Origin of the sequence: Marinobacter salinexigens, assembly GCF_008370345.1 — a bacterium.
In the GTDB taxonomy this organism is placed as follows: domain Bacteria; phylum Pseudomonadota; class Gammaproteobacteria; order Pseudomonadales; family Oleiphilaceae; genus Marinobacter; species Marinobacter salinexigens.
On sequence record NZ_VTUU01000008.1, the window covers coordinates 100,553 to 126,010 of the forward strand.

Below are 25,458 nucleotides of genomic sequence, written 5' to 3' on the forward strand. Positions count from 1 at the left end.
CCGTTACCGCCCGATAGTTTACCCGGTATTGCGCATACCTGCTGCGATACCCGCCATGGTGACTTTCAACGCCCGTTCCACCAACTCGGGAACCTCTCCCTTGCCTTCACTTTCCCGGTCTCTCCGAAGCAGTTCTGCCTGGAGGTAATGCAAAGGGTCTGTATAAGGGTTACGCACACGCATGGAATGGGCAAACACAGGTTCAGCCTCCAGCAATTCGTCCTGCTTTTTCAATTCAAGCAGCCTGCGAATACAACCCTGCAAACGTTCCCTGAGATCCGCACCCAGGGCTTTCAGACCGGCGTCATCAAGCAACGCCTGCTCGTAGTAGCTGGCGATCCGCAGGTCGGCCTTGGCCAATACCATCTCAAGCATATCAACGTAAGTACGGAAAAACGGCCAGCCCTCCATCATAGCCCGTAATTTATCGAGACGGCCATCCTTTGCCGCCGCCTCCAGGGCCACGTCGCTTCCCAGCCAGCTCGGCAGCATGAGGCGCATCTGGGTCCAGGCAAATATCCAGGGTATGGCTCGAAGACTTTCCACTCCCCCAGTAGCCTTTCTCCGTGCAGGTCGGCTGCCCAGAGCCAGCTTGCCAAGGGCCTGTTCCGGAGTAACCTGCCTGAAATAGGGGACAAAATCAGGGTTCTCCCGAACCACATCCCGATAGGCTTTCAGAGACCTTTCCGTCAGCCAATCCATGGTTTCACGCCACTCGGGTTCAGGTTCGGGAGGCGGCGCAAGCGTTGCCTCTACAACGGCTGTCGTGTATAGCGTCAAACTTTGAATGGCCAGTTCCGGCAGTCCAAACTTGAAGCGGATCATTTCACCCTGTTCGGTAATACGGAAACTGCCATTCACCGACCCGGGGGGCTGAGACAATATCGCCCTGTTGGCAGGGCCCCCACCACGACCCACGGTACCACCGCGACCATGAAACAGAGTCAGATGAACTCCATACTGACGAGCGACATGCGTCAGTTTTTCCTGCGCCTGGTACTGAGCCCAGGCTGCCATCAGCTGACCGGCGTCCTTGGACGAGTCCGAGTACCCGATCATCACTTCCTGCAGCCCCTGACAATATTCCCGGTACCACTCAACCTCATACAGGGCCGCCATGCTGTCCGGCGCGCCACGAAGGTCATCCAGCGTTTCAAACAACGGCACGACGCGCATGGGGTACTTCATGCCCGCTTCCCTGAGCAAAAGAATGACGCTCAGAACATCCGAAGGCGTACTGGCCATTGAAATGACATAGGAGCCGAGCGCCTCAGGCGTCTGCTGGGCGACCACCTGACAGGTTTCCAGCACTTCCCGAACCGAATCGGAAGGTTCCCAGTGTCTCGGCACCAGAGGCCGACGTCCCTGCAACTCCCTGATCAGAAATTCCTGACGCGCCTTTTCGGGCCAGGACAGGTAATCCCCGAGCCCGAGATAGTCCACCATCTCGGCAACAGCTTCTGCGTGCCGGGACGCTTCCTGACGGATATCGAGACGTATCAGCGGTAGCCCGAAGGTGTGGGCCCGGCGGATGGTGTCCAGCAACGGACCATTAGCAATGCTTTCAAGCCCGCACTCAACCAGCGAGCGGTAGCAAAGTTCCAATGGTGCCGTGAAATCTTCATTTTCAAACAGAATATCCGAAGCATCCGCTGGCTTACCTTTGATACTGGCCTCCGCCCAGTCACGGGTGCGAACCAGTCGCTCCCGAAGTTCGCCCAGAACCTGACGGTATGGCTCACGGACGTCGCCTACCCTTTCCCGCAATTCATCACTCGCCTGCCACATGGAGAGCTCTGCACGCAAGGCTCCGATATCCCTTAGATACAGATCCGCCGCCATCCAGCGACCCAGCAGGAATACTTCCCGGGTCACATCGTGAGTAACATTGGGATTGCCGTCCCGATCGCCGCCCATCCACGATGCAATACGGATGGGTGTGGCGTGAATAGGAAGACCTTTGCCGGTGGCGTCGACCAGCGATGCATCAAGGCTTCGTAAGAACCGCGGCAACGCTTCCCACAGGCTGTTTTCGATAACCGCAAAGCCCCACTTGGCTTCATCCACTGCGGTCGGCCGTTCGTGGCGGATCTCATCAGTATGCCAGGCTTCGGTAATCAGGCGGGCAATTCGGCTGATGATCTCATCCCGCTCCGCAGGCATCAGATCATCGTGGTCAAGCCGGGCCAGACATTCAGATACCTCGTCATATTTCATGATCAGGGTACGCCGCGCCACTTCGGTCGGGTGGGCGGTCAGTACAAACTCGATACGCAGGTCCGCAACCCGGCGGTGAAGCTCTTCCGGACTAACCCCACCTTTCCCGAGGCGGTTAAAGACATCACTCAGAGATTCCACCATCAGATCAGACTGGTGCCCCCGTTTGCGACGAATCCCGTGGTACTGTTCGGCGAGGTTGGCGAGGTTCAGAAACTGGTTGAATGCCCGGGTAACAGGCAATAGCTGGTCGTCAGTCAGATTACGCAACAGGCTGACCAGACGTTGCCCTGACCCACTTTCCTGTCGCCGGTCGGCTTTCGCAGCCGCTCGGATTTCTTCAATCAGCTCATAACACTCCTGCCCGGGATGCTGCTGGATACTCTGGCCCAACAGCTCACCCAGCATACGTACGTTCTCTCGAAGATCGGGATGTAGCTCGGTCACATTGGCGTCCTTTTAAATTGACGGAGGCGAAGTAAACTTACGATACTAAGGAACAGACGAGAAAGTCTATTGGCGATTAAAGCCTGAGACCGCAAGGAGTTTTCATGAAAGTAACTGATTTGCCGAAGCATTGGGAACAGAAGAAAGAGCCGGTCGAACGGACCCACGACTACAACCTTCGGTTGCCGCTGGAAGATGCTGCACGGATTGCCGCACTGGCAGAACTCTATCCAGACCGGAGTGAAAGCGACATCCTGAATGATATGATCGCAGCTGCTCTGGACGACCTGGTGCGTCAGAGCCCGCTGAAGGACAAACTGGAAAGCAAAGACAAGTGACCGCGCGGAGTGGCAATAGCCACTCCAGCTGTATTGACTGACTGTCGTTTTTTACACGACAGCAGGAGTCAGGCTACCGACTCCAGCAGGTTCGCCTTGAGCCTCTGGATATGCTTCTGGCTCAAGCTCACAAATCTGGGGGTCAACCCCTGATCCTCATAGATCTCAAAACCATCCTCATCGTAAGCCACCACCTTGGTGCCTTGAACATAGGGGAAGCTGGTTTCCATCTCATCCAGCGATGCCGAGATCAGATCCCTCATGAGATCCTGTGGTGATTTCATCGGATACAGCGCTGCAAGTTTTTCCAGGCGCTTATGATGCTGGTCGGATAACGCCATGAAATAGGCGTCTCGGGTCAGCCGACCGCGTGCGTGCTTGTCCCAGTACTTGACCAGATCCTTGATTTTCATGGTGCCCTCACTCCTGCATCTTTTTGATGGCGCACGGCGCACAGAATCAGTGCGACCGTTTCCGGAAGTGTAGACGAAGGCATTCAATGAAGGGCCAGAAAATTGGTAACGGATTGTACTTACCGGTGACAGACTACGCCTGGCCGTTACCGCTCTTCTCAACGCCTTTCACCGCCTGCCACACGGCATCCAGCGCCTCCAGAGACTCCTCGTCCATATTGCGGCCCTCGGATTCCAGCACCCGTTCGATCGCCCGGAACCTGGCATCAAACTTATGGTTGGTTCGATTCAGAGCCCGCTCAGGATTAACTTTCAGGAATCGTGCCAGATTGACGCAGACAAACATCAGGTCACCCAGTTCATCTTCAACTGCATCGTGATCCCCCGTGCCCGCTTCGGCTTCGGTCCAGGCCTCTTTCAGCTCTTCAATTTCTTCGTGCAGCTTGTCAAATACAGGACTGATGTCGGGCCAATCGAAACCATGCCGGGCTGCCCTCTTCTGCAGTTTTTCCGCTTTGGCGATTGCCGGTAAGGTCTGGGCAATACCATCAAGACGGCTCGGAGGTAAATCAGAGGGAGGAACCATAGCCCGTTCCTCAGCCTTGATCCTTTCCCAGCTCTCCTTTATCCATGCATCATCCGGACGGTTGTCCGGATCCACACGACTCTCAAGGGTACCGTCCGGGAACACATGAGGGTGACGCCGAAGCAGCTTGCACACCAGGTTGTCTACCACGGCCTCAAAATCGAAATGGCCATCCTCTTCGCCAAGACGGGCATAAAAGATCACCTGAAAAAGCAGATCTCCCAGCTCATCCTTGAGGTGAGGAAAGTCCTCCCTTTCAATGGCATCCGCAACCTCATAGGCTTCCTCGACAGTATGCGGAACAATAGAACGGTAGTCCTGCTTTGTATCCCAGGGGCAGCCCGTATCCGGGTCCCGCAAGCGGGCCATCAGGTTTTTCAGGTCTTCGATGGAATAGCTCATACCCGCTTACGCCTCACATCGATGATGTTCGGCAGGTTACGGATCTGTGCCAGCAACCGGGCCAACTGCTCCAGGCTGGAGATCTCGACCGTTACCGTCATGGTAGCTGTGTTTTCATCCTTGTTGGACAAAGTGTTCAGGGCCAACACGTCACTCTTCGAATGGGACAGCACCTGGGTAATATCCCGAAGAAGGCCGGACCGGTCATACGCTTCAATCTCGATATCCACCGGATAGACCGCAGCCTGGCGACCACCCCAACTGACTTCGATAATGCGATTGGGCTCAAATTCCTTGAGGTTCAGGAACGTCAGGCAGTCCTGCCGATGGACTGTCACCCCCCGACCTACGGTGATGTAGCCTCCGATTTCATCCCCCGGCAGCGGCTTACAGCATTTCGCCACCTGAGTCTTGAGTTTGCCCACACCCACGATCTGGATATCCGACTCTGTATCGTAGGGCTTGTGGCGCTGAGTGCTCAGCTTGAGGTCGAGTTGTTCTGTTTTAGGCTCCAGCATCTGCTGGGCCACATTTGCAACGTGGGCAGGCCGCAAATCACCCGCACCGACAGCCGCGAACATATCGTCCGCATCCTGATAGTTCACCTTCCGGGCGAGGTCATTGAGGTTAACGTCATAGAGAGACAGGCGTCTGAATTCGTCTTCCAGAATCGCCCGGCCGTCTACAATATTGCGGTCCCGATCCTGCTGTTTGAACCAGTGCGTCACCTTTGCCCTGGCCCGGGATGTCTGCACATACCCCAGGCTCGGATTGAGCCAGTCCCGGCTGGGCGCGGGATTATTAGCCGTCAGGATGAAAACCTGATCCCCGGTCTTGAGCGGATAGGTGAGCGGCACAATCCGGTTGTTGACCCGGGCACCACGACAGGCATGGCCGATTTCGGTGTGGACACGGTAGGCAAAGTCCACAGGCGTGGCCCCTTGGGGCAGATCCACAACATGGCCTTCTGGAGTAAAGACGTAGACCCGGTCAGAGGCCACATCGGTCTTCAGGTGATCCGCCAGGCCAGAGATATCACCCAGCTCTTCCTGCCACTCCAGCACCTGCCGGAGCCAGTTGATCTTGGCATCGTAGCCGGTGGATTTGTTGCCCCGATCGGTGCCCTTGTAGAGCCAGTGTGCACACACCCCGAGTTCCGCTTCCTCATGCATCTGATGAGTACGGATCTGAACCTCCATCACCTTGCCTTCGGGGCCGATCACGGCTGTATGCAGTGATTGGTAGCCGTTTTCCTTGGGGTTGGCAATGTAGTCGTCGAACTCGTTCGGGATATGGCGCCAGAGACTATGCACAATGCCCAGGGCCGCGTAACAATCCCTGACTTCCGGAACCAGAATACGTACCGCACGAACATCGTAGACCTGAGAGAAGTCGATACCCTTGCGACGCATCTTCCGCCAGATGCTGTAAATATGTTTGGCCCGGCCCGATAGCTCGCCTTCAATACCTGATGCTTTCAATTCCTTATCAAGGGAATCAATAACCCGCGTGATATAACCATCCCGATCGAGCCGCTTTTCATCCAGCAGCTTGGCAATTTTTTTGTAGGCCGTTTCATGCAGGTATCGGAACGAAAGATCCTCCAACTCCCACTTGATGTGACCAATCCCAAGACGGTGAGCCAGTGGCGCATAGATATCGAATACTTCGCGAGCCACACGCATGCGCTTTTCTTCCGGTGCATTCTTTACCGCCCGGATAGCACTGGTACGCTCTGCCAGCTTGATCAACGCCACCCTGACGTCATCAATCATGGTCACCAGCATTTTACGCACGTTATCGAGTTGACCTTCACTCTGGCCCAGCACATTACCCTTGAGCGGGTGATGAATGGAGGAAATCGCAGCCATCTGCTGCACACCAGTGATCAACCCGGCAACCTCATCACCAAATGCCTTGCGTACATTTTCCAGGGGGATACGCTCTTCCCGCACCGCACGGTAGAGAATAGCGGCCACCAGGCTGGCCTGGTCGAGATGAAGTTCAGCCAGAACCTGTGCCATTTCGACGCCGGTGTGGAAACTGCTGGCGCCCGGAGCCCACAGCCGGTCCTCCCGAAATGCCTGCACATCGATGGCCGCAGCCATTTCACAGGCCTGCCGGAACTGCTCTTCATCCTCAAGACGGGTCCGGGCAGCGATACCCTGAACCCACTGTTCGATGTCGATCTCACCGTCGCCGGTGATGGCGTAATCTTCGCGAACTTTTACCATATCGGTCTTGTTTTCCTGGTTTCCCGCAGCCATCCCTGACTACGTCGTTCATCCTTTGGCTGGATCCCGCTCGAACAGGGCGATGGACTCAACATGGGTGGTGTGCGGGAACATATCCATCACACCGGCACGCACCAGGCGATAGCCGTTGCGCACCATGACACCTGCATCCCGTGCCAGCGTTGCCGGGTTGCAGGACACATAAACTATTCTGTTTGCGCCGAACGCTGTCAGGTACTTACAGATTTCCTCGGCACCAGACCGGGGCGGGTCAATCAGGATCTTGTCGAACCCTTCTTTAGCCCAGCTCTGTCCGGTGAAATCTCCGTGCAGGTCCGCACCGTGAAAATCGACATTATCGAGGCCATTGAGTTCCGCGTTTTCGCGCCCGCGGACCACCATCGCATCGTCCCCTTCCACACCAACCACCCGGCCGCCTTTGCGCGCCAGAGGCAGGGTAAAGTTGCCAAGACCACAGAACAGATCGAGAACCCGCTCACCGGGCTGGATATCCAGCCATTCCACAGCCCGGTGTACCATAGTGCGGTTCAGGCCCGCATTGACCTGGGTAAAGTCCATGGGATGAAATTCCATGGTCAGGTCGAATTCTTTAAGCTGGTAGGTCAGGCGTTCATCCCGGGGCTTCGATACTTCCGGCCAGATCCGGTGAACCGTGTCCGGGCCTTTCGGCTGGAGGTAAATATGCAATTCATGGGCCTGCCCAAAGGCAAGCAGCTTGTCCCGGTCACCGTCACTCAGGTCGTCCATGTTACGGAAAACCATCGCCGCCACTTCGTCACCACAGGCGACTTCTACCTGAGGAATACGGTCGTAGGCATCCATACTGCCAATCAGTTCCCGCAACGGCTGAATACGGTCACCAATCCGCGGGTCCAGCACTGCGCACCGGTCAATATCCGTCAGGAAGGTGCTGCGCTTTTCGCGGAAACCGACAAGCACAGACTCCCTGGCCTTGACGTAACGAACACCTAGACGGGCTTTGCGCCGGTAGCCCAGGGTATCTTGAGACCTGAGAGGTTCGATCCACTCTTCCGGCTCGATGCCCCCGAAATGGGCAAAGTGTTCTCGCAGGGTATCTTCCTTGAACCGGATCTGGGCGTCACCGCTCATATGCTGCAGGCTGCAACCACCACAAAGGTCCGCAAACTCGCAGGGGGTGTCCTGTCGCTCAGGGGCAGATTCGAGAACGTCCACCGTTCTGAGTTCATCAAACTTGCTGCGGCTGGTGACCATTTTGGCCATCACGATCTCGCCGGGAAGGGCACCGTCCACAAACTGGGCTTTCCCATCCTGACGGGCAATACCCCGGCCATCGTGGCTCAGGGTTTCAACTACACAGCGCACGGGCTCCTTGGGAAGCACCTTCCTGCGACGTCTGCTCATACAAACTTCTCTGTTAGGGAATTCGGTTCAGGCGCCCGGAAACACACCTGTGGACAGGTACCGGTCACCGCGATCACAGATAATGGCTACGATCACTGCGTTTTCAACCTGTTCGGACAAACGGAGGGCGGCTGCAATAGCCCCACCGGAAGATACTCCGCAGAAAATCCCTTCTTCGGAGGCCAGAGCCCTCATGGTCTTTTCCGCTTCTTCCTGTCCGATATCCAGTACCTGATCTACCCTCGGAGCTTCGTAGATCTTCGGCAGGTACTCTTCCGGCCAACGTCGTATACCGGGAATGGACGCCCCATCGCTCGGCTGGAGACCAATGATCTGGATGTCAGAACTACGTTCCTTGAGATAGCGGGAAACCCCCATGATGGTACCGGTGGTGCCCATGGAACTGACAAAATGGGTGATCCGACCCTGGGTCTGCTCCCAGATCTCCGGCCCCGTGGTTCGGTAGTGGGCCAATGGATTGTCAGGGTTGCTGAACTGGTCCAGCACTTTACCTTTGCCCTCGGCTTCCATTTCCAGCGCCAGGTCCCGGGCACGCTCCATACCCTCTTCCTGGCTTACGGTGATGATTTCGGCACCGTAAGCCCGCATTGAGGCTCGCCGCTCCTCGCTCATGTTCGCAGGCATGATCAGCACCATGCGATAACCCTTGATGGCCGCTGCCATGGCAAGCGCGATACCGGTATTACCGCTGGTGGCCTCGATCAACGTGTCTCCGGGGCGGATTTCACCCCTCACTTCGGCTTCCTGAATCATGCTGATTGCAGGACGGTCCTTGACCGAGCCCGCAGGATTATTGCCTTCCAGCTTGGCCAAAACGATGTTGCTGGTTTGCCCGGGGAGACGTTGCAGGCGTACCAGGGGGGTATGCCCGACATAATCTTCAATCGTGGGAAAATTCATTTCATTGCCCTGTGGTACACTTTTGGCTTCGCATGATACGCGTTATCGTCGCCGTCTCCCAAATACAGCTTGTCGCTATATCCATGACCGGTGGCTATAACCGCAGAGAATTTCCGGAGGAGCTGAGATTAACCTCTCAGCGATCAGCCTCCTGTTCATCTATTCTGACAAGGACGTGATCCCGCATTGTCAGCGGGACCCGGGCAATCAATCAGGAAAAGGATATGCGGCGCTGGGGCATTCGCAAAAAAGTATTGGTGGTAACCCTCGTTCCCACCCTGATGACAACACTCTTGCTCGGAATGTTCTTCACCTACAGCTGGGTGAACAACATCGAAAGCCTGCTGAGAGATCGTGGAGAGTCCCTCTCCCGACAACTGTCGGCAGCCTCCGAATACGGCCTGTTCACAGCCAACAGAAGCCTTCTGAGCAGCCTGTCCAATGCCCTGCTGGAAGAACAGGACGTCCGCTCAATCACTTTCTTCGACGGCAGTGGCAGCCGCCTGCTACATACGGGCCCCGGGGGGTCCGACACTATCAGTGTTGATGCACTGCCCGAGGAAGATGCAACCCGCATCAGCCAGCAGACGAGCACCCGTTTCATTACGCCGGTCTACATGCAGGACCTGATGATCGAGAGCATGCTGGACCCGGATGCCCGCCAGAACCTGTCGCAACGTCGCGAGCCAGTTGGCTGGGTTGCGGTCGAGATGTCTCACATCCGTACCGAGAAGGAAACCTACAAAGCGCTACTTATCTCCCTGTTGCTGATCCTCTCGGGCGTTCTGGTCAGCCTGGCGATTGCCATGCGGCTCAGCCGTGCCTTCACCGATCCGGTGTTTGAACTGAACGCCGCCGTTGCCAAATTGAAGGAAGGCAAACTCGATACCCGTGTGCACACAGGCGCAGGCCCGGAATTTGAACAGCTCGAATCCGGCCTGAACGCCATGGCGTCCGAGTTGAGCCAGGCTCAGGCGGAAATGCAGCAAAACATTGATCAGGCCACAGAGGATCTTCGGGAAACCCTCGAAACCATTGAAATCCAGAACATCGAACTGGACTTCGCCCGGAAGGAAGCGCTGGAAGCCAGCCGTATCAAATCCGAATTCCTGGCCAACATGTCCCATGAAATCCGGACACCACTGAACGGCATTATCGGATTCACTGAACTTCTGCTTAAAAGCCCCCTGCCCCGGCAACAAAGGGATCATCTGAGCACAATCCGGAAGTCCTCAGAAATTTTGCTGACGATCATCAACGACATCCTCGACTTTTCCAAGATCGAGGCAGGCAAGCTGATACTGGACCGGGTTCCTTTCCAGCTGCGGGACGTGGTGGAAGAAGTCATGGTGATGCTTGCTCCGGCGGCGCATTCCAAGAATCTGGATCTGGTGCCTCTGGTGTACAACGATGTACCGGATAACATCATGGGCGACCCCCTGCGGGTCAAACAGGTGATCACCAATCTGGTCAACAATGCCATCAAATTTACTCAGACCGGAGAGGTGGTGCTTCGGGCAAGCCTTGAGGAAGAAGACAGTGAAAATAATAAGGTATCGCTGCGCCTGAGTATTACGGATTCCGGTGTCGGACTTTCCCGGGCCCAGCAGCAGTCACTGTTCAATGCCTTCAGTCAGGCTGATGCATCCACGGCTCGGCAATACGGCGGTACCGGGCTCGGGCTTGCGATCTCCAAACGCCTGGTGGAGGAGATGGGGGGCAAGATCGGGCTCGAAAGCGAACTGGGCAAGGGTTCCACATTCTGGTTTACTCTGACCTCCGAGTTGTCCGCAAGCGGCGAATCCGTCTCGCCGAAAGACGCCCTGCGCGGCGAACGCATTCTCTATCTGGAGCAGCAGAAAACTACCGGTCTGGCCGTCGAACATATGCTCCGGGATTGGGGCATGACGGTGGATCGCGTGAATTCGCCCGCTACCATGCAAGAACAGATTGAAGACGCCCAGAAGAGCCAGTCCGGCTATGCCCTGGCCATCATCGGCATTACCCGGCACCTGCTCAGTTCAAACCAGTATTGCAGTCTCCTTCGAACGCTGGAGATCGAGCGAGATTGCCGAACCCTGTTGCTGACGCCTACCCTGGAGACCCACGACACGCCACTGTCGGGGCTTACCAGTGGCCACCTTACCAAACCGGTCTGCCGGGACGCTCTCTACGATGAACTGCTTCTGTTGGTGCATGGCATCAATGCTGGCAACCGGAACCCCCAGGACGAGGTGGTTCCGATCAATTCCCTGCCTGCAGGCAGCGTACCACGGGTGCTCGCGGTCGATGACAACGAGGCCAACCTGAAACTGGTGATGACCCTGCTCAAGGATCATCAGATTGAGGCAGAAGGTGCGGCCAGCGGATTCGAAGCATTGAGCAAAGCCCGCCAAAAGCCCTTTGACCTGGTATTCATGGATCTTCAGATGCCCGGCATGGACGGTGTGGAAACCACGACCCGACTCCGGGAGATGGATCTGCCCGGGCACCGTACACCGATTATAGCGCTGACTGCCCACGCCTTGGCCGACGAGCAGGAACGCCTGACCCAACAGGGGTTTGATGGCTACATGGCCAAACCCATCAGTAGCAGCCAGCTAACGGATACCATCAGGGACTATACGGGCTATATCTGTGAGACCGTACAAACCGGCCGGCAAAGTCAGTTACCGGAAATCAGAGACACTCGTCGAGCACTGCGCCCTTCAACCCGCAAGATGCAACAGGACTGCGTCAGCGTTGAAGAAAGCATCCTGTTAGCAGCCGGAAAGGCGGATCTGGCGGAGGAGCTGTTCAGCATGCTGCTGGAACAGATGAGTGCGGATATGGTTCAGATTGAAAAGCTCTGGAACAGTCAGGACATGGAAGAATTGCTCGAATGTGTTCACAAGCTCCATGGTGCCACCCGCTATTGCGGCGTGCCGGAACTCAGGCTGTCCGCCAATCGCCTTGAAACGGCCCTGAAGTGCTCGGCACCTGATACCGAGCACCAGAAGAATCAGCTGATCGCTGCCATCGAACGCCTGAATATCTGGAGCGAACAAACTGATTGGCAGCAACTGTTTCGAGAGAAACGGCCTAAGGCCGAAACATCCTGAAGCTTGATCAGGCCCGGCCGCGGGCCTTGTCCAGAATCGCCTTCATATCGCGAACGGCATCTTTCAGACCGGTGAATACAGCCCGGGCAATAATGGCATGGCCAATATTGAGCTCGTTGATACCGGCAATCGCCGCTACTCGCTCGGTATTATGATAGTGCAGGCCATGGCCGGCGTTGACGATCAGCCCTTTCTTGCGAGCGTAGGAAACCGCGTCTGCAATGATTCTGAATGACGCTTCAACCTCATCAGGTGTCCTGGCTTCGGCATACTCACCGGTATGCAACTCCACCACAGGTGCGCCACACCGGACCGCTGCGTCAATCTGGACCGGATCCGGATCAATAAACAGGGACACCTCAGCACCGATCAGAGCAAGCCGCTCGCAAGCCTTCGCTACCCGGGCCTCCTGCCCCTCAACGTCTAGTCCGCCTTCCGTCGTCAGCTCCTCCCGCTTTTCAGGAACCAGACAGACACACTCCGGGCGGACCTGTTCTGCAAACGCCAACATCGCGTCCGTCACCGCCATTTCCAGATTCATCTTGGTCTGGAGAACTTCCCGCAACAGCAGCACGTCCCGATCCTGAATATGGCGCCGGTCTTCCCGGGGGTGGATGGTGATGCCGTCCGCTCCCGCCTCTTCCGCAAGCAGCGCTGCCTGGACCGGGTCTGGATATCGGGTTCCCCTGGCTTGGCGCAGGGTCGCTACGTGATCAATGTTGACGCCAAGCAATACTCTAGGATTCATGTCGTTCTCCACGAAGGTGACTGAACAGGCTACGACTGTGCAGTGGCTTTCCCTGCAACAGATAATCAGTTAATACCCGCATGACCCGTTTGGCGAGCCGCCGGCTGGTATCGGAAACCAGGTCGCCATCTGCGATTGCCAGCAATACCTCGCCTGGCAGTTCCCGCAGACGCACCCCCCCGCTCGGCTCGGACACGATGCCCTGCTCCGGATCATAGTAATAGGACTGACCGGCGACGACAGGCTCTCCAGTATCAGTACTCAGCGCCCAGGCAAACCCAAACCCGAGAGACTCGGCAAATGCTCCCTCGAAACGTCGGAGCACCGGCTCTATGTCCGTGGTGGATGCAAGTTCCGCAATCGCGTCGATGTAGGCTGCAAAAAGGGTAGGATGAGGGTCTGCTGCGGGCAATATACGCTGCAACAGTTCATTAAGATAAAGCCCGCTGTACAGCGCCGCGGTACGTTTCAGCTCAGGGCCGGAGCGAACATCCACCTGGGTCAGGTTTTTCAGATCTCCACGCCCCCCCCAATCCAGCATGAGAGGCAAAAATGGCTGCAACTGGGCCTTAAGCGGGCTTTTCGCGCTGTTGGCGCCCCGGGCAATGACCGTCATACGCCCGTAATTAAGGGTAAAGACATCCACCATCAGGCTGGTCTCACGCCAGGCCCGACGGTGAATCACATAGGCGGGCTCTTGTCGCTCCAGCCCTCTCATAGCGGCCTCAGAGGTCGTTCATACCAAGACTTTTCAGTGCCCTGTCGCTGTCAGCCCAACCCCGTTTGACCTTAACCCACAGCCGTAACATGATTTTGCTGTCGAACAGGCGCTCCATATCGGTACGGGCTTCCTGTCCAATGCGGCGCATCCGCTCACCCTTGTCACCAATGATGATCTTCTTCTGGCCTTCACGTTCAACCAGAATCAGCGCAGAAATATGCAGGGTCTTGCCTTCCCGCTTGAACTCTTCGATCTCCACCGCCACAGCGTATGGCAGTTCGGCTCCCAATTGACGGGTAATTTTCTCCCGGACAATTTCGGATGCGAGGAAGCGCTCACTGCGATCGGTAATCTGATCGTCCGGATAGAAATGGATACTTTCAGGAAGGTAGCGGCCAACAGCCTCTTCCAGAGGCTGCAGGTTGGTTTCCCGCAGTGCCGACAGCGGAATGATCTCGGCGAATTCCCGCTTCTTGGAGAGCATGTCCAGGTGCGGCAACATGGCTTCCCGGTTGGTTACCTTATCCACCTTGTTCACCGCAAGGATCACCGGGCAACTCAGCTTGCTCAGCTTTTCCAGCACCATTTCATCCGCCGTGGTCCAGTTCATCTGATCCACAACAAACACGACAACATCAACGTCAATCAACGCTGACGTAGCTGCCTTGTTCATATATCGGTTCAGAGCTCGGGGCTCATCCTCGTGCATACCCGGCGTATCAACATAGATCGCCTGTACCGGCCCCATGGTCTTGATACCAAGCACCTGATGTCGGGTGGTCTGGGGCTTACGAGAGGTGATACTGAGTTTCTGGCCAAGAATATGGTTGAGCAATGTGGATTTGCCCACGTTCGGGCGCCCTACTATGGCGACAAATCCACAACGGCTGTCCGGATTCTCCGGGCGGGTAATATCGTTCATCACTGGTTCTCCACACCCAACTCACGCAGAGCGTTGCGCGCCGCCTGCTGCTCCGCAATACGACGACTGCTGCCGGTACCCGTCGTCTTGCGATCAAGGGACGGCAATGCGCAAGACACATGGAACGTCTGGTTATGGGCCTCACCGTCCACGGAGATAACTTCATAACGAGGCAGCGGATACTGTCGGGACTGCAGGAATTCCTGCAAACGTGTTTTCGGATCTTTCTGGGTATCCTGAAGATCCAGTTTAGACAGTCGCTGTTCAAACCACTGCAGAACTTTTTCTCGACAGGTGTGAAAATCACTGTCCAGGTAAATAGCACCGATAATCGATTCGACCGCATCAGCGAGGATCGACTCCCGGCGAAAACCACCGCTTTTCAGTTCCCCGGAACCCAGCCGAAGATAGTTGCCGAGCTCGAACTCCCGTCCGATTTCCGCCAGTGTCACCCCTTTGACCATCCGTGCACGCAAACGGCTCAACTGGCCTTCCCGTGCTTTTCTGAAATTGAGGAACAAGTGCTCTGCAATCACCATGTTGACGATGGAATCGCCCAGAAACTCCAGGCGTTCATTGTTCTGATTGCCGTAACTGCGGTGTGTCAACGCAAGCAACAGGCGCTCCGGTGAATTGAACTGATATCCGATGCGCCGCTGCAGTTGTTCTAGGTCAGGTTGGGAACTCACTTGCCCTTCATCTCGTATTTGTGCTGGAAGTGAACCACGGTGTCCACGTTCCTGAAAATGTTATTGCGGACCTCGTAGTCCACATTGATGATCACCAGTTCGCCATCTTTTTGAACGGTGATGTTCTTGGCTTCAAAACCACGAACATTGTTCACACTCAGGCGCTTGTTGATCAGGGTTCTGACCTGTGCCGGCCCCATGTTCGAGAGGCCGTCAGTACCTTCAAGGCTTTCGAGGGCTTCCTGGATAGTCAGGTCATCCAGGTATGCCGGGCCGACTTTAATGACCAGTGTCAGCAGGCTGCCGAAAAACAACACCATGATCAGGATAGTCAGTGCACCTGCACCGGCTTGACGGTTCATGGCAGAGAGATTGTTTTTCTTCATGGTTACTGCACTCCAGATTGTCGGAATTATTCGATCCCACCTACACGATCAAAGGATGGCAGACTGGTAAGCGATTTCCAGTGCATCCAGATCGCAAACGCCTTACCAACGATCAGGTCGTCGGGAACCATGCCCCAGTACCGGCTGTCGTTGCTGTTATCCCGGTTGTCCCCCATGACAAAATAGTGACCATCGGGAACGGTCCACTCCCCCTCTCCGGACGCACCAGGCCGGCCGAGTGTGTGGTAAATATCGTGCTCAACATTACCCAGCTCTTCCCGGCGACGCTCCACCGGAGGCAAGCGGGCGATAAACTGGTTCTCCACCCGTTCACCATTAATGAATAGCTGTTTGTCGCGATAGCGGATCTGGTCGCCGGGAAGACCAATCACCCGCTTGATGTAGTTGGTCTTGCCGTCTTTAGGATAGCGAAACACCATGACATCACCACGCTGTGGGTCTCCCATCTCGATGACTTTGGTTCCCACCACCGGCAAACGGAACCCGTAGGAGTATTTGTTCACCAGAATGAAATCGCCGACTTCCAGGGTCGGCAACATGGAACCTGACGGAATCTGGAACGGCTCGATCAGGAATGAGCGCAGCACCAGCACGATGGCCAGAACCGGGAAAAAAGACCGGCTGAGATCCACCAGGTACGGTTCTTTCGGCTCTTCTGCCTCGGCCACTGAAGCATTGTCCGTCACACCCGGCGGGTTTCCGCTGGCTTTGGCTGCTGCCACACGACGTTCACGTAAAAACAGTTTATCCGCCAGCCATATCAGACCCGTCGCAAAGGTCAGAACAACCAGAACCAGAGGAAAATCGATATCCATTCAGGTGCCTTTTATTTGTCGACTTGCAACACGGCCAGAAACGCTTCCTGGGGAACCTCCACGTTACCCAGTTGCTTCATGCGCTTCTTGCCCTCTTTCTGCTTCTGCAGCAGTTTTTTCTTCCGACTTACGTCACCGCCATAACATTTGGCCGTGACGTTTTTGCGCAGCGCCTTGACAGTCACCCGGGAAACCACCTGATTACCGATGGCGGCCTGAATGGCTATATCAAACATCTGCCGGGGGATCAGCTCTTTCATTTTTTCGATCAGCTGGCGGCCTTTGTAGTGGGACTGATCCTTATGCACGATCAATGCCAGCGCATCCACACGGTCGCCGTTGATCAACACGTCCAGCCGTACCAGGTTTGCAGGCTGGAAACGCACAAAGTGGTAATCCAGGGAGGCAAAACCGCGACTCGCAGATTTGACCCGGTCGAAGAAGTCCATGACCACTTCAGCCATGGGCAACTCATAGGTGACCTGAACCTGGCTCGACATGAAGTGCATGTTCTTCTGAACACCGCGCTTCTCTTCGCACAGAGCAATCACATTACCCAGGTGGGCCTGCGGAACCAGAATATTGGCTTCCACGATGGGTTCGCGCATTTCTTCGATGGACCCAATATCCGGCAGACGAGAGGGGTTGTCCACCGACAACGTCTCACCCTGCCTTGTAACCACCTCATAGATAACCGTTGGCGCGGTGGTAATCAGATCAATGTCGTACTCGCGCTCCAGACGCTCCTGAATGATTTCCATGTGCAACATGCCAAGGAAGCCACAGCGGAAGCCAAAGCCGAGTGCGTCTGAATTCTCAGGTTCGAAGAACAGAGACGCATCATTGAGGGTCAGTTTTTCCAACGCATCCCGGAAATCGTCGTAATCGTCGGCGCTCACCGGGAACAGGCCAGCGTAAACCTGCGGTTTGATCTTCTGAAAACCCGGCAGCATCGGCGTTTCTTCGGCAAACTTCTGGTGCACAATGGTGTCACCCACCGGTGCGCCATGAATATCCTTGATACCAGCGACCACAAAACCTACGTCGCCGGCCTCCAGGATATTGGTATCCGTAGGCTTGGGATTAAAAATACCGACCTTGTCAGCATTCCAGGCCTTACCGGTCGACTTGATAACGATCTTGTCACCCTTTCTCAGGGTTCCTTCCGTTACACGCACCAGAGACACAACGCCCAGGTAGTTATCAAACCAGGAGTCAATAATCAGCGCTTGCAGGGGAGCACTTCGATCCCCTTTGGGGGGCGGAATCTTGGCAATCAGGTCTTCCAGTACGTCTTCAACGCCCAAGCCGCTTTTGGCACTGCAACGTACCGCTTCGGAAGCTTCGATACCAATGATGTCCTCAATTTCCGCGGCTACCCGTTCCGGCTCTGCCTGAGGCAAATCCATCTTGTTCAGTACCGGAACCACCTCGAGACCCTGCTCGATCGCGGTGTAACAGTTAGCCACAGACTGGGCTTCCACACCCTGACCGGCATCCACCACCAGCAACGCACCCTCACAAGCATACAGAGAGCGGGATACCTCATAGGAGAAATCCACGTGCCCCGGGGTATCAATGAAATTCAGTTTGTACTCCTGACCATCACGGGCCTTGTAATTCAGCGTTACGCTCTGGGCCTTGATGGTGATCCCGCGCTCGCGCTCAAGATCCATGGAATCCAGCACTTGCTCAGCCATTTCCCGGTCTGTCAGGCCACCGCATGTCTGGATAAAGCGATCAGCCAGGGTAGATTTACCGTGGTCAATGTGAGCAATGATGGAGAAGTTACGGATTCGGCTCAGTTCAGTCACAGACGATGGATACTCATAAAAAGACGAAGGATTGAGCCCGGAGAGGCCGCTACCGGAGTCCGGGAACGGCGTGATTTTACCGGTTACCGGCTACTATTACCACGTTCAGGATATGAGCGGCCTTTCATACTGACGAATCAGGAAACCAATCAGTGCATCTTCATCCAGCGGATAGCTGAACAGATTGCCCTGACACTGCGCGCACCCGGCGGACTTCAGGAAGCTTAGCTGTTGCGGCGTTTCCACCCCTTCAGCCACCACCGTAAGGTGCAGTTTCCTGGCCAGGGCGATAACCGCGGAGGCCACGTCAGTGGCGCTGACGTTATATGGGATATCCCTGATAAACCGGTGATCAATCTTGATCACATCGAGAGGGAGTTGCTGTAGCGCGACCAGAGAACAGGAGCCTGTCCCGAAATCGTCCAGAATCAGGCAAACACCCAGGTCATGCAGTGCCACAAGTAACTCCCGGAGCATCCGGGGGTCTTCATTCAGCAATTCCGCCGGCATTTCCAGCTCGAGACGCTCCGGCGAGACGCCGGTTTCGGTGATGACCTGACGAATCATGTCGAGAAACCCTGAATCCGTCAGCTGGCGAACCGACAGATTGACCGCCATTTTCAGCGATTCGAACCCTGCCCGCTCAAGCGCCTGAACCTGAATACAGGCATGACGGAGGGCGAGTTCGCCCAGCCGAATGATCAGCCCTGTCTCTTCCGCCAGGCCAATGAACTGCTGGGCCGACACCAGCCCCTTTTCAGGGTGGTGCCAACGCAGGAAGGCCTCTACACCAATCACCCGCTGGGACTCCAGATCCACTTTCGGCTGGTAATGCAGCACAAAGCGGTCGCCATCCAGCGCCGTCGCCAACTCTTCCTGTTGCAGCAGGCGCCGTGCAGCCTTGATATTCATAGCCGGAGTGAAGAACTGATAGGTGTTGCGGCCCAGTTCCTTGGCCCGGTACATAGCCAGGTCAGCGTACTTCATTAATGTACCCGAATCCTCACTGTCGTGAGGAATCATGGTGATACCGATACTGACCGTAATGCCGACTTCGTGATCATTCAGGCGAATTCTCTGGCACAACCTGCGCAGAATCGTCTCCGCCACCTTACCCGCAGCGTCGGACCCGCTGATACGGGACAGCAAAACGACGAATTCATCTCCCCCGAGGCGAGCCACCGAATCCTCTTCCCGGACACAGCCCTCCAGCCACTGCGCGACCTGACGCAGCAACTCATCGCCAGCATCGTGGCCGAGGGTATCGTTGATACGCTTGAAACCGTCCAGATCAAGAAACATCAGGGCAGCAGGCTCACCGCTACGTCGGCAACGGCGTACGACGTGATTGAGTCGATCCCGGAAAAGCTGCCGGTTCGCCAGACCTGTCAACGGATCGTAGAAGGCCAGACGATGCAGTTCGGACTGGGCAGCCTTGAGCTGGGTCAGATCCCGCAAGCTGAGCACAACCCCATACACGCCAGGTACATTCAGCATGGCTGTGAACGTGCCTTCCATGTCTCGCCACTGGCCTTCCGAATCCCGAATACGCGCGCGGATCACCGGCATCTGCTTGCCCGGCGCCTTTACGGCGTCATCAAATCCTTGCTGCAGGTGGGGCCAGTCGTCTCCATGCACCAGACCTTCAAACTCCAGGGACTGCACTTGTTCAGGATCAAAACCGAGAATATCCAGGCTTGAGGGGCTGGCGTACGTAGCTTTGCCCTCACGATCAAGTACCAGGGTCACATTCGCAGCGCCCTCCGTAATGGCCCGGTAGCGCCCCGCGCTCACCTGCGCCATCAGCCGCGAACGGACAAGCGCCAGCACAAACAGGTTAAGCAGAAGACTGATAATCAGACCGCATCCCAGCACGATGGGCGGCCGGGGATCTGAAGCAAGAAAATCAAACGCGGGAGTCGAACGGGTCTGCAGAAGCCAATCACGCCCGCCAGCCGTAACATTCTGCTCCATCTGGAAGCTGAACTCATTGTCCAGAGACCCCAGATTGGAGCCGTACATCAGATTTTCCCGCTCGGCGACGCCGGAATCATAAATCCGCACATCAAGGAACGGTGAGATCAGACCAACAATGCCGTCGATCAGGTTGTTCATACGGAACGCACTGAACACGTATCCGGATAGCATCATCCGACGCTCTGCAGGAATCTCCGGCACGTCTCCGCCCTGGTAAACCGGGTAATACATCAGGAAACTCGCCTGATCTTCTGCAAACTCCTCCTGCACCAGTACAACCTTCCCGGTGATGGTTGGAATCGCTTCGTCCCGCGCCCGCTCCATGGCACTACGGTGAACCGGATCACTGAATGCGTTATAACCCAGGGCACGACGGTTACGTTCGGTCCCAGGCTCAAGGTAGACCATCGGGTAATAATAAGGACCGGTTCCCAGGGGATTCACCAGATAGTCCAGCACCCCTTCGGCACGAACGGAGGCAATATGGTCTGCCATCTGGCGAACCCCTACCCGACGTACATAACCAATGCCCTGAATACCCGGGTAATAACGATTGATATCGACTTTATCAATGTATTCACGCCACTGTTCCCGAGAAACATCACCTGATACGGCAAACAGACCTGCACTACCGGCAAGTACCTGTTCGTAGTTGAGGAGACGCTCCTCAATGGCGGTTTTCAACTGAAGGGACTGATTACGGAAACGGGCCTCAGTGCGGTCTTCCACCAGACGGATCGACAACTGCCATAACAGTACAGTGACCACAACTGCCACCAGGAATACAAGCCAGGCAACCCAGGCATTCCGGAATTCAAGCAGCTGTCTGAGAGAAATATCCTTTTTGTGCATCATGCGATCAGTCCATTCCCTGGCCGAGCTCTATTGGAAATTCGGAGAAGTATAGCAAAGGCCCCCGGAAGTGTCGCTCACGACACCACGCGGGGGCCTTGTCACTGCAGTTGTCGATTCAGTTCAGGTCAAGGCTTCATGACCAGGTAACTTGCCCGACCTTCACGGATCACCCGTACGGATACCGCACGGTCATCCGGCAAAGCTTCGACCACGCTCCGGAACTCTTTGACCGAAGTGACTTTCTTGCGGTTAATTTCGGTGATGACATCCCGGGGGCGGATACCAGCCTGATAGGCCGGCCCCGGGCCCACCTGCATCACAACAACACCACCCTTCAGACCCAGAGCATCCGCCATCTCTGCAGGAACGGGCTCAACCGTCATACCCAGAGGGGCTGCTGACGAGTTGTCGTTATCAGCCTGTTCGGCAGGCTGCTGCTGACCGCCCTGATCGGGAAGCTCGCCGATTTTGACCTCGATATCCATTTCATCGCCGTTGCGAAGCACCGTAAGGCGCGCGGTGTCGCCGACAGCGGTACGGCCCACCATCGGAGGAAGATCCGACGAAAGCTGAATTTCATCACCGTCATATTCAAGGACGATATCGCCGGATTGCAGGCCTGCCGCCTCAGCCGGGGACCCTTCCATCACCTCGGCCACCAACGCACCCCGCGGGCGGCGCAGGCCGAAGGAATCCGCAAGATCCTTGCTCACCTCCTGAATCAGCACACCGAGCCATCCGCGGGAGACCATACCTTTGTCACGGATCTGCCGAAACACATTCATGGCATCATCGACCGGGATCGCAAAGGAGACCCCCATAAAACCACCTGAACGGGTGTAAATCTGGGAGTTGATCCCGACCACTTCGCCATCCAGGTTAAACAGCGGACCTCCGGAGTTGCCCGGGTTGATTGCGACATCGGTCTGGATAAACGGTACGTAGTTCTCGGATGGCAGTGAGCGGCCAACGGCACTGACAATGCCGGCGGTCACCGTGTGGTCGAAACCAAATGGTGAACCAATAGCGAACACCCATTCACCGACTTTCAGTTCCTTGGAACTGCCGATCTTCACCACCGGCAGATCGTCTCCATCCTCAATTTTCAGCACGGCGACATCCGAACGGGGGTCCGTTCCTATCAGAGTCGCGGGCAACTCTCGACGGTCGCTGAGCCTTACCGTTATTTCATCTGCACCTTCCACGACATGGTTATTGGTCAACACATATCCATCGTGAGAAACAATGAAGCCTGAGCCCATGGACTGGCGCGGCTGGGCATTGGGACTGCCGCCAAACGGCGACTGCTGCCCACGGAAAAAGTCCTGAAAGAATTCCGGTAGTTGCTCGAGCTGGCGCTCGTCGAAGGGCATCCCCCGAAAACGGGAGCTCTGCGCTTTGGGCGTTGTCGTAGTACTGATATTAACAACCGCACTGGAGTTATCTTCTACCAATTCGGTGAAATCCGGCAGCTCCCGGGCAGAAACGCCCTGGCTCCATAAAACCACCATCATGACCGACAGCATCACCAACGCTTCCAGCCCCCGGGCCACCGGATAGGAACCTAACGGAGCAGAAAGCACCTTTGACGTTCTAGGCATGTTGAATCCCCTGATAATGAATACATCAAGTCTTTATCTTGATCTCGTAGGAGCGTATTTCAACTTACAAAACGGTAGGATTTATAGACAGGTATTGGAGACTATCCGATTGACTCGGAGCAACCGGGGTTCATACTGCTGCTGTTTGTTCTTCTGCAGCTTCCGGCTGCAAAACAGACCGGCAACCAGCCCGGACACAGCACCGAGGATTGACCACCCATCGGAACCCCCAGAGAGTTGATGCGCCAGCATGCTTCCCACGATCATCAGCAGCAACGGAACCGCATAAACAATAACAGACGCGCCCAGCAAGGCTTGCTCATCAATACCGATGGTTACCTCATCCCCGACAACGGCATCCACCGAATTGAGGACCAGCACCTGATTAGCCCGCCCACTCGTTGCACCAGCCAGAACCCGCTGCCCGCAGCCGCTGCGGGCGGCACAGCTCTGGCAGGCACTGGTGCGAATGGTCTGAACCCAGGCCTGATTACCCTTGAGGGCGATGACTTTACCGGTTTCCGTAATCATGGCTGCCTCGAATTAAGCGCCAGTGACGACGTATCAATCTCGACAGATTCGGCCACCTGCTTCGCGGTTTGCGGAGGCACCTCCCCCACCACTGTCACCAAAAAACGGGTGTTATTATCCCCCAAGGCCCTCATGTAAACCGTCGTCGCTCCAATTCGGGAAACACCAGACGGCATTCTGACGGCCCCCTCAGGCTCCACAAACACCGAAAATGCCGCCAACCCATCGGAGAACGCCACCGCGTGGCCACTACCGGCCCGGGGAGCTGCCGCTGGCACAAACCCCTGGGGCAACCAGCCCAGATGCCACCCGTCCATTTCCTGCGACAAATGCTCTGGTGCCTCCCGGGCTTTCAAATTACGAGAGATTTCCTGGCCATCGGTCTGTATCTCGAATTCGCTGTCCGGGATGTCATTGGTAATTTCCAGAGTGGTGTACTGGAAGTGCTCCAGCACCTTGCCCGCCACCTCGCCAACATTACTTTTCACCAGCAAACCGGTATTTTTCTCCAGCCACAGGCGATGGCTGTAGCGATAACCGTCTTTGGCCGTCAACGCGACAATCACGGTGCTATACCCAGCCACGCGATCTTCGCCGACGAGTTCAGCCTTATACCATTGACCCAATGGCACCTGCTGACTGGTGAACGCTTTGGCAAACGGGCCGGACGGTATGACCTGATTCAGCCTGACCCGCCCCTGCCGAGGCAACACACAGACCACATCCGTGCCCTTTCGGACGATTTCCCCGCTACCACCATCCTGTATGACCAAACGTTCATGCACCTTGCCATCCTGATAGCGGTGGGCAATCCGCATCGAGTGAACCTGATCGCCTCTGGCATAGACAAACACACCCTTGTAGGACGTCATATTCAATGCAGCGCCCATCTGATCAAGCCAGTCGACAGCTGACCGTCCGCCGGAACCTGCTGCAGAAACCGGCATGGCGGCACACAGTAAAACCACTCCGAAAACCCGGACCAGCCTGCTCATCATGGTCTCTGCCCCAGCACTCAACATGTTTCCAGACACCCCGGATTAATAGCCACTACCGCTGGCGCTAACCATCCGCGCATAGCCCACCGACCCCCGCCCCGCACCAACACTGTTGTGCTGGGCGTGTTCCAGAAGATACCGGCTCATGTGCTCCCACTGTTCTTCATCCAACCCCTGCATGGCAAATTCCTGCTCAGCTTTCGGAGCCGCTGTCACTGGGCCAGGTGAGCCAACTGCCGCCACCGGGCCGTCAACAGCTCCGGTGGACTCCCAACCGGCACCGGCACCAAACCCGACAACCAGAGCCACCGCCACCATGGCAACAGCAGGCCAGCGCCAGCGGCGCGATGTTTTATCCTGTTTAACACCCGCCGTTACCGATGGTCGGGGGCGGCCATCCAGAGCTTCCCGAACAGCACTACTCACATCCACTGCATCTGCAGGGGCGTGACCGTGATGCATCAGGTCACGAACCTGCTGCCATCGGCGCCACTGATCGCACACGTGAGCCTGGGAATCGTGGGACAACAGACGACGGACCGACAGTTCATCGGCTTCGTCATCCATCATGGCTGATAGTGTTTCTCTGAGACGGTCATCCATAGGATGCAACCTCAATTACGTCACTGAATGGTTTAGCAAGGGACCCAGATGGCGATCCACCGCATCCCGGGCCCGGAAAATACGGGAACGCACGGTACCGATCGGGCACTCGAGAATTCCGGCAATGTCTTCATAACTCAAGCCATCATATTCGCGGAGCAGGAACGCAGACCGCAAATCCTCCGGCAACTGTGAAATGGCATCTGCCAGCGCCTGCTGTAACTCTTCCCGCTGCAGCATACGCTCCGGCGAAGCGACATCCCGGAGCCGCCCTCCGTCATCAAAGTTTTCCGCTTCGGAGACATCAGCACTCCCCTGCGGGCGACGCCCCCGGGACTCCAGATAGTTCTTTGCGGTATTGACGGCGATACGATAAAGCCACGTGTAAAAGGCACTGTCGCCACGAAATCGTTCGATTGCCCGGAATGCCTTGACGAACGTTTCCTGGGTCAGATCCATCACTTCCTGACTGTCGTAGACATAGCGACTGATGATCGACGCCACTCTCGACTGATATTTGACGACCAGCAGATCGAAAGCCGCCCGATCACCGTTACGCACCTTGCGTACCAGTTGAAGGTCGGTCTGACTGTCGGTGCGATCACCCTGTCGCTGATCGGTATCAGGAGTCATGGACGGTGTGCCGGTGTTCCCTGTTTTAATGGCCAGTTGACCGGCCTGTACGAGGTTTGCTTGAGTCATTGTGCGCTGTCC

Annotated in this window: 21 protein-coding genes; 2 read left to right on the forward strand and 19 right to left on the reverse strand. The window is 56.1% G+C overall.

What is annotated here, in order from left to right:
* Positions 1–18: 18 nt before the first annotated feature.
* Positions 19–2,664 carry a phosphoenolpyruvate carboxylase gene (ppc, locus tag FWJ25_RS15255; protein WP_149601126.1) on the reverse strand — a complete coding sequence of 882 codons (2,646 nt, stop codon included), beginning with the start codon at positions 2,662–2,664 and terminating at the stop codon, positions 19–21.
* A gap of 104 nt (positions 2,665–2,768) precedes the next feature.
* Here ppc and FWJ25_RS15260 point away from each other — a divergent pair, with 104 nt between their 5' ends.
* Positions 2,769–3,002 carry a hypothetical protein gene (locus tag FWJ25_RS15260; protein WP_149601127.1) on the forward strand — a complete coding sequence of 78 codons (234 nt, stop codon included), beginning with the start codon at positions 2,769–2,771 and terminating at the stop codon, positions 3,000–3,002.
* A 68-nt stretch (positions 3,003–3,070) separates the two neighbouring features.
* Here FWJ25_RS15260 and FWJ25_RS15265 read toward each other — a convergent pair whose 3' ends face one another.
* The 5 genes from FWJ25_RS15265 to cysM all read right to left on the reverse strand — a co-directional run bounded on the left by FWJ25_RS15265 (position 3,071) and on the right by cysM (position 8,962).
* A complete protein-coding gene (locus FWJ25_RS15265; RefSeq protein ID WP_149601128.1) occupies positions 3,071–3,415 on the reverse strand; it encodes a pilin assembly protein in 345 nt (114 codons plus the stop codon).
* Between the two features lie 133 nt (positions 3,416–3,548).
* Complete coding sequence (gene mazG, locus FWJ25_RS15270; protein ID WP_149601129.1) at positions 3,549–4,403, reverse strand: nucleoside triphosphate pyrophosphohydrolase; 855 nt, start codon at positions 4,401–4,403, stop codon at positions 3,549–3,551.
* Positions 4,400–6,637, reverse strand: coding sequence for a GTP diphosphokinase (gene relA, locus FWJ25_RS15275; RefSeq protein ID WP_149601197.1), 2,238 nt, complete (start codon positions 6,635–6,637; stop codon positions 4,400–4,402). Before relA ends, mazG begins: the two co-directional genes overlap by 4 nt.
* 48 nt (positions 6,638–6,685) lie before the next feature.
* On the reverse strand, positions 6,686–8,041 hold the full coding sequence (gene rlmD / locus FWJ25_RS15280) for a 23S rRNA (uracil(1939)-C(5))-methyltransferase RlmD (protein WP_149601130.1): 1,356 nt from the start codon (positions 8,039–8,041) through the stop codon (positions 6,686–6,688).
* Between the two features lie 27 nt (positions 8,042–8,068).
* Positions 8,069–8,962, reverse strand: a complete 894-nt coding sequence (cysM, locus tag FWJ25_RS15285; protein WP_149601131.1) for a cysteine synthase CysM — start codon at positions 8,960–8,962, stop codon at positions 8,069–8,071.
* 224 nt (positions 8,963–9,186) lie between these two features.
* On the opposite strand from cysM, the gene FWJ25_RS15290 reads away from it, so the two are divergent.
* Positions 9,187–12,063: an ATP-binding protein gene (locus FWJ25_RS15290; protein WP_149601132.1), complete on the forward strand. Its 2,877-nt coding sequence runs from the start codon at positions 9,187–9,189 to the stop codon at positions 12,061–12,063.
* A 7-nt stretch (positions 12,064–12,070) separates the two neighbouring features.
* Here FWJ25_RS15290 and pdxJ read toward each other — a convergent pair whose 3' ends face one another.
* The 13 genes from pdxJ to rpoE all read right to left on the reverse strand — a co-directional run bounded on the left by pdxJ (position 12,071) and on the right by rpoE (position 25,377).
* Entirely contained in the window at positions 12,071–12,811 is a 741-nt protein-coding gene (gene pdxJ / locus FWJ25_RS15295) for a pyridoxine 5'-phosphate synthase (protein ID WP_149601133.1), read from the reverse strand.
* Positions 12,801–13,529, reverse strand: a complete 729-nt coding sequence (gene recO, locus FWJ25_RS15300) for a DNA repair protein RecO (RefSeq protein ID WP_149601134.1) — start codon at positions 13,527–13,529, stop codon at positions 12,801–12,803. Before recO ends, pdxJ begins: the two co-directional genes overlap by 11 nt.
* 7 nt (positions 13,530–13,536) lie before the next feature.
* Positions 13,537–14,454, reverse strand: coding sequence for a GTPase Era (era, locus tag FWJ25_RS15305; protein ID WP_149601135.1), 918 nt, complete (start codon positions 14,452–14,454; stop codon positions 13,537–13,539).
* A complete protein-coding gene (gene rnc, locus FWJ25_RS15310; protein ID WP_149601136.1) occupies positions 14,454–15,143 on the reverse strand; it encodes a ribonuclease III in 690 nt (229 codons plus the stop codon). Before rnc ends, era begins: the two co-directional genes overlap by 1 nt.
* Positions 15,140–15,529, reverse strand: coding sequence for a DUF4845 domain-containing protein (locus tag FWJ25_RS15315; protein ID WP_149601137.1), 390 nt, complete (start codon positions 15,527–15,529; stop codon positions 15,140–15,142). Before FWJ25_RS15315 ends, rnc begins: the two co-directional genes overlap by 4 nt.
* Before the next feature lie 26 nt (positions 15,530–15,555).
* Positions 15,556–16,365 carry a signal peptidase I gene (gene lepB, locus FWJ25_RS15320; protein ID WP_149601138.1) on the reverse strand — a complete coding sequence of 270 codons (810 nt, stop codon included), beginning with the start codon at positions 16,363–16,365 and terminating at the stop codon, positions 15,556–15,558.
* An 11-nt stretch (positions 16,366–16,376) separates the two neighbouring features.
* The gene (gene lepA / locus FWJ25_RS15325; RefSeq protein WP_149601139.1) at positions 16,377–18,179 is read right to left on the reverse strand and encodes a translation elongation factor 4; all 1,803 of its coding nucleotides are present in this window, start codon (positions 18,177–18,179) and stop codon (positions 16,377–16,379) included.
* Positions 18,180–18,284: 105 nt separating this feature from the next.
* A complete protein-coding gene (locus FWJ25_RS15330) occupies positions 18,285–21,011 on the reverse strand; it encodes a bifunctional diguanylate cyclase/phosphodiesterase (protein ID WP_149601140.1) in 2,727 nt (908 codons plus the stop codon).
* A gap of 125 nt (positions 21,012–21,136) precedes the next feature.
* Positions 21,137–22,537: a DegQ family serine endoprotease gene (locus FWJ25_RS15335; RefSeq protein WP_438616573.1), complete on the reverse strand. Its 1,401-nt coding sequence runs from the start codon at positions 22,535–22,537 to the stop codon at positions 21,137–21,139.
* 156 nt (positions 22,538–22,693) lie between these two features.
* Positions 22,694–23,143: a SoxR reducing system RseC family protein gene (locus tag FWJ25_RS15340; protein WP_149601142.1), complete on the reverse strand. Its 450-nt coding sequence runs from the start codon at positions 23,141–23,143 to the stop codon at positions 22,694–22,696.
* Positions 23,140–24,141 carry a MucB/RseB C-terminal domain-containing protein gene (locus FWJ25_RS15345; RefSeq protein ID WP_149601143.1) on the reverse strand — a complete coding sequence of 334 codons (1,002 nt, stop codon included), beginning with the start codon at positions 24,139–24,141 and terminating at the stop codon, positions 23,140–23,142. Before FWJ25_RS15345 ends, FWJ25_RS15340 begins: the two co-directional genes overlap by 4 nt.
* A gap of 42 nt (positions 24,142–24,183) precedes the next feature.
* Positions 24,184–24,744: a sigma-E factor negative regulatory protein gene (locus tag FWJ25_RS15350; RefSeq protein WP_149601144.1), complete on the reverse strand. Its 561-nt coding sequence runs from the start codon at positions 24,742–24,744 to the stop codon at positions 24,184–24,186.
* Between the two features lie 15 nt (positions 24,745–24,759).
* Positions 24,760–25,377 carry an RNA polymerase sigma factor RpoE gene (gene rpoE, locus FWJ25_RS15355; RefSeq protein WP_188093647.1) on the reverse strand — a complete coding sequence of 206 codons (618 nt, stop codon included), beginning with the start codon at positions 25,375–25,377 and terminating at the stop codon, positions 24,760–24,762.
* Positions 25,378–25,458 lie beyond the last annotated feature (81 nt).

Bases quoted from the DNA above. Each gene is read 5' to 3' on its own strand.
- era (WP_149601135.1), bottom strand. From the start codon at position 14,454: ATGAACGATATTACCCGCCCGGAGAATCCGGACAGCCGTTGTGGATTT.
- cysM (WP_149601131.1), bottom strand. From the start codon at position 8,962: ATGAATTTTCCCACGATTGAAGATTATGTCGGGCATACCCCCCTGGTA.
- rpoE (WP_188093647.1), bottom strand. From the start codon at position 25,377: ATGACTCCTGATACCGATCAGCGACAGGGTGATCGCACCGACAGTCAG.
- FWJ25_RS15345 (WP_149601143.1), bottom strand. From the start codon at position 24,141: ATGATGAGCAGGCTGGTCCGGGTTTTCGGAGTGGTTTTACTGTGTGCC.
- recO (WP_149601134.1), bottom strand. From the start codon at position 13,529: ATGAGAGGGCTGGAGCGACAAGAGCCCGCCTATGTGATTCACCGTCGG.
- FWJ25_RS15260 (WP_149601127.1), top strand. From the start codon at position 2,769: ATGAAAGTAACTGATTTGCCGAAGCATTGGGAACAGAAGAAAGAGCCG.
- FWJ25_RS15290 (WP_149601132.1), top strand. From the start codon at position 9,187: ATGCGGCGCTGGGGCATTCGCAAAAAAGTATTGGTGGTAACCCTCGTT.
- FWJ25_RS15350 (WP_149601144.1), bottom strand. From the start codon at position 24,744: ATGGATGACCGTCTCAGAGAAACACTATCAGCCATGATGGATGACGAA.
- FWJ25_RS15335 (WP_438616573.1), bottom strand. From the start codon at position 22,537: ATGCTGTCGGTCATGATGGTGGTTTTATGGAGCCAGGGCGTTTCTGCC.
- relA (WP_149601197.1), bottom strand. From the start codon at position 6,637: ATGGTAAAAGTTCGCGAAGATTACGCCATCACCGGCGACGGTGAGATC.
- mazG (WP_149601129.1), bottom strand. From the start codon at position 4,403: ATGAGCTATTCCATCGAAGACCTGAAAAACCTGATGGCCCGCTTGCGG.
- FWJ25_RS15265 (WP_149601128.1), bottom strand. From the start codon at position 3,415: ATGAAAATCAAGGATCTGGTCAAGTACTGGGACAAGCACGCACGCGGT.
- FWJ25_RS15315 (WP_149601137.1), bottom strand. From the start codon at position 15,529: ATGAAGAAAAACAATCTCTCTGCCATGAACCGTCAAGCCGGTGCAGGT.
- rlmD (WP_149601130.1), bottom strand. From the start codon at position 8,041: ATGAGCAGACGTCGCAGGAAGGTGCTTCCCAAGGAGCCCGTGCGCTGT.
- pdxJ (WP_149601133.1), bottom strand. From the start codon at position 12,811: ATGAATCCTAGAGTATTGCTTGGCGTCAACATTGATCACGTAGCGACC.
- lepB (WP_149601138.1), bottom strand. From the start codon at position 16,365: ATGGATATCGATTTTCCTCTGGTTCTGGTTGTTCTGACCTTTGCGACG.
- FWJ25_RS15340 (WP_149601142.1), bottom strand. From the start codon at position 23,143: ATGATTACGGAAACCGGTAAAGTCATCGCCCTCAAGGGTAATCAGGCC.
- FWJ25_RS15330 (WP_149601140.1), bottom strand. From the start codon at position 21,011: ATGATGCACAAAAAGGATATTTCTCTCAGACAGCTGCTTGAATTCCGG.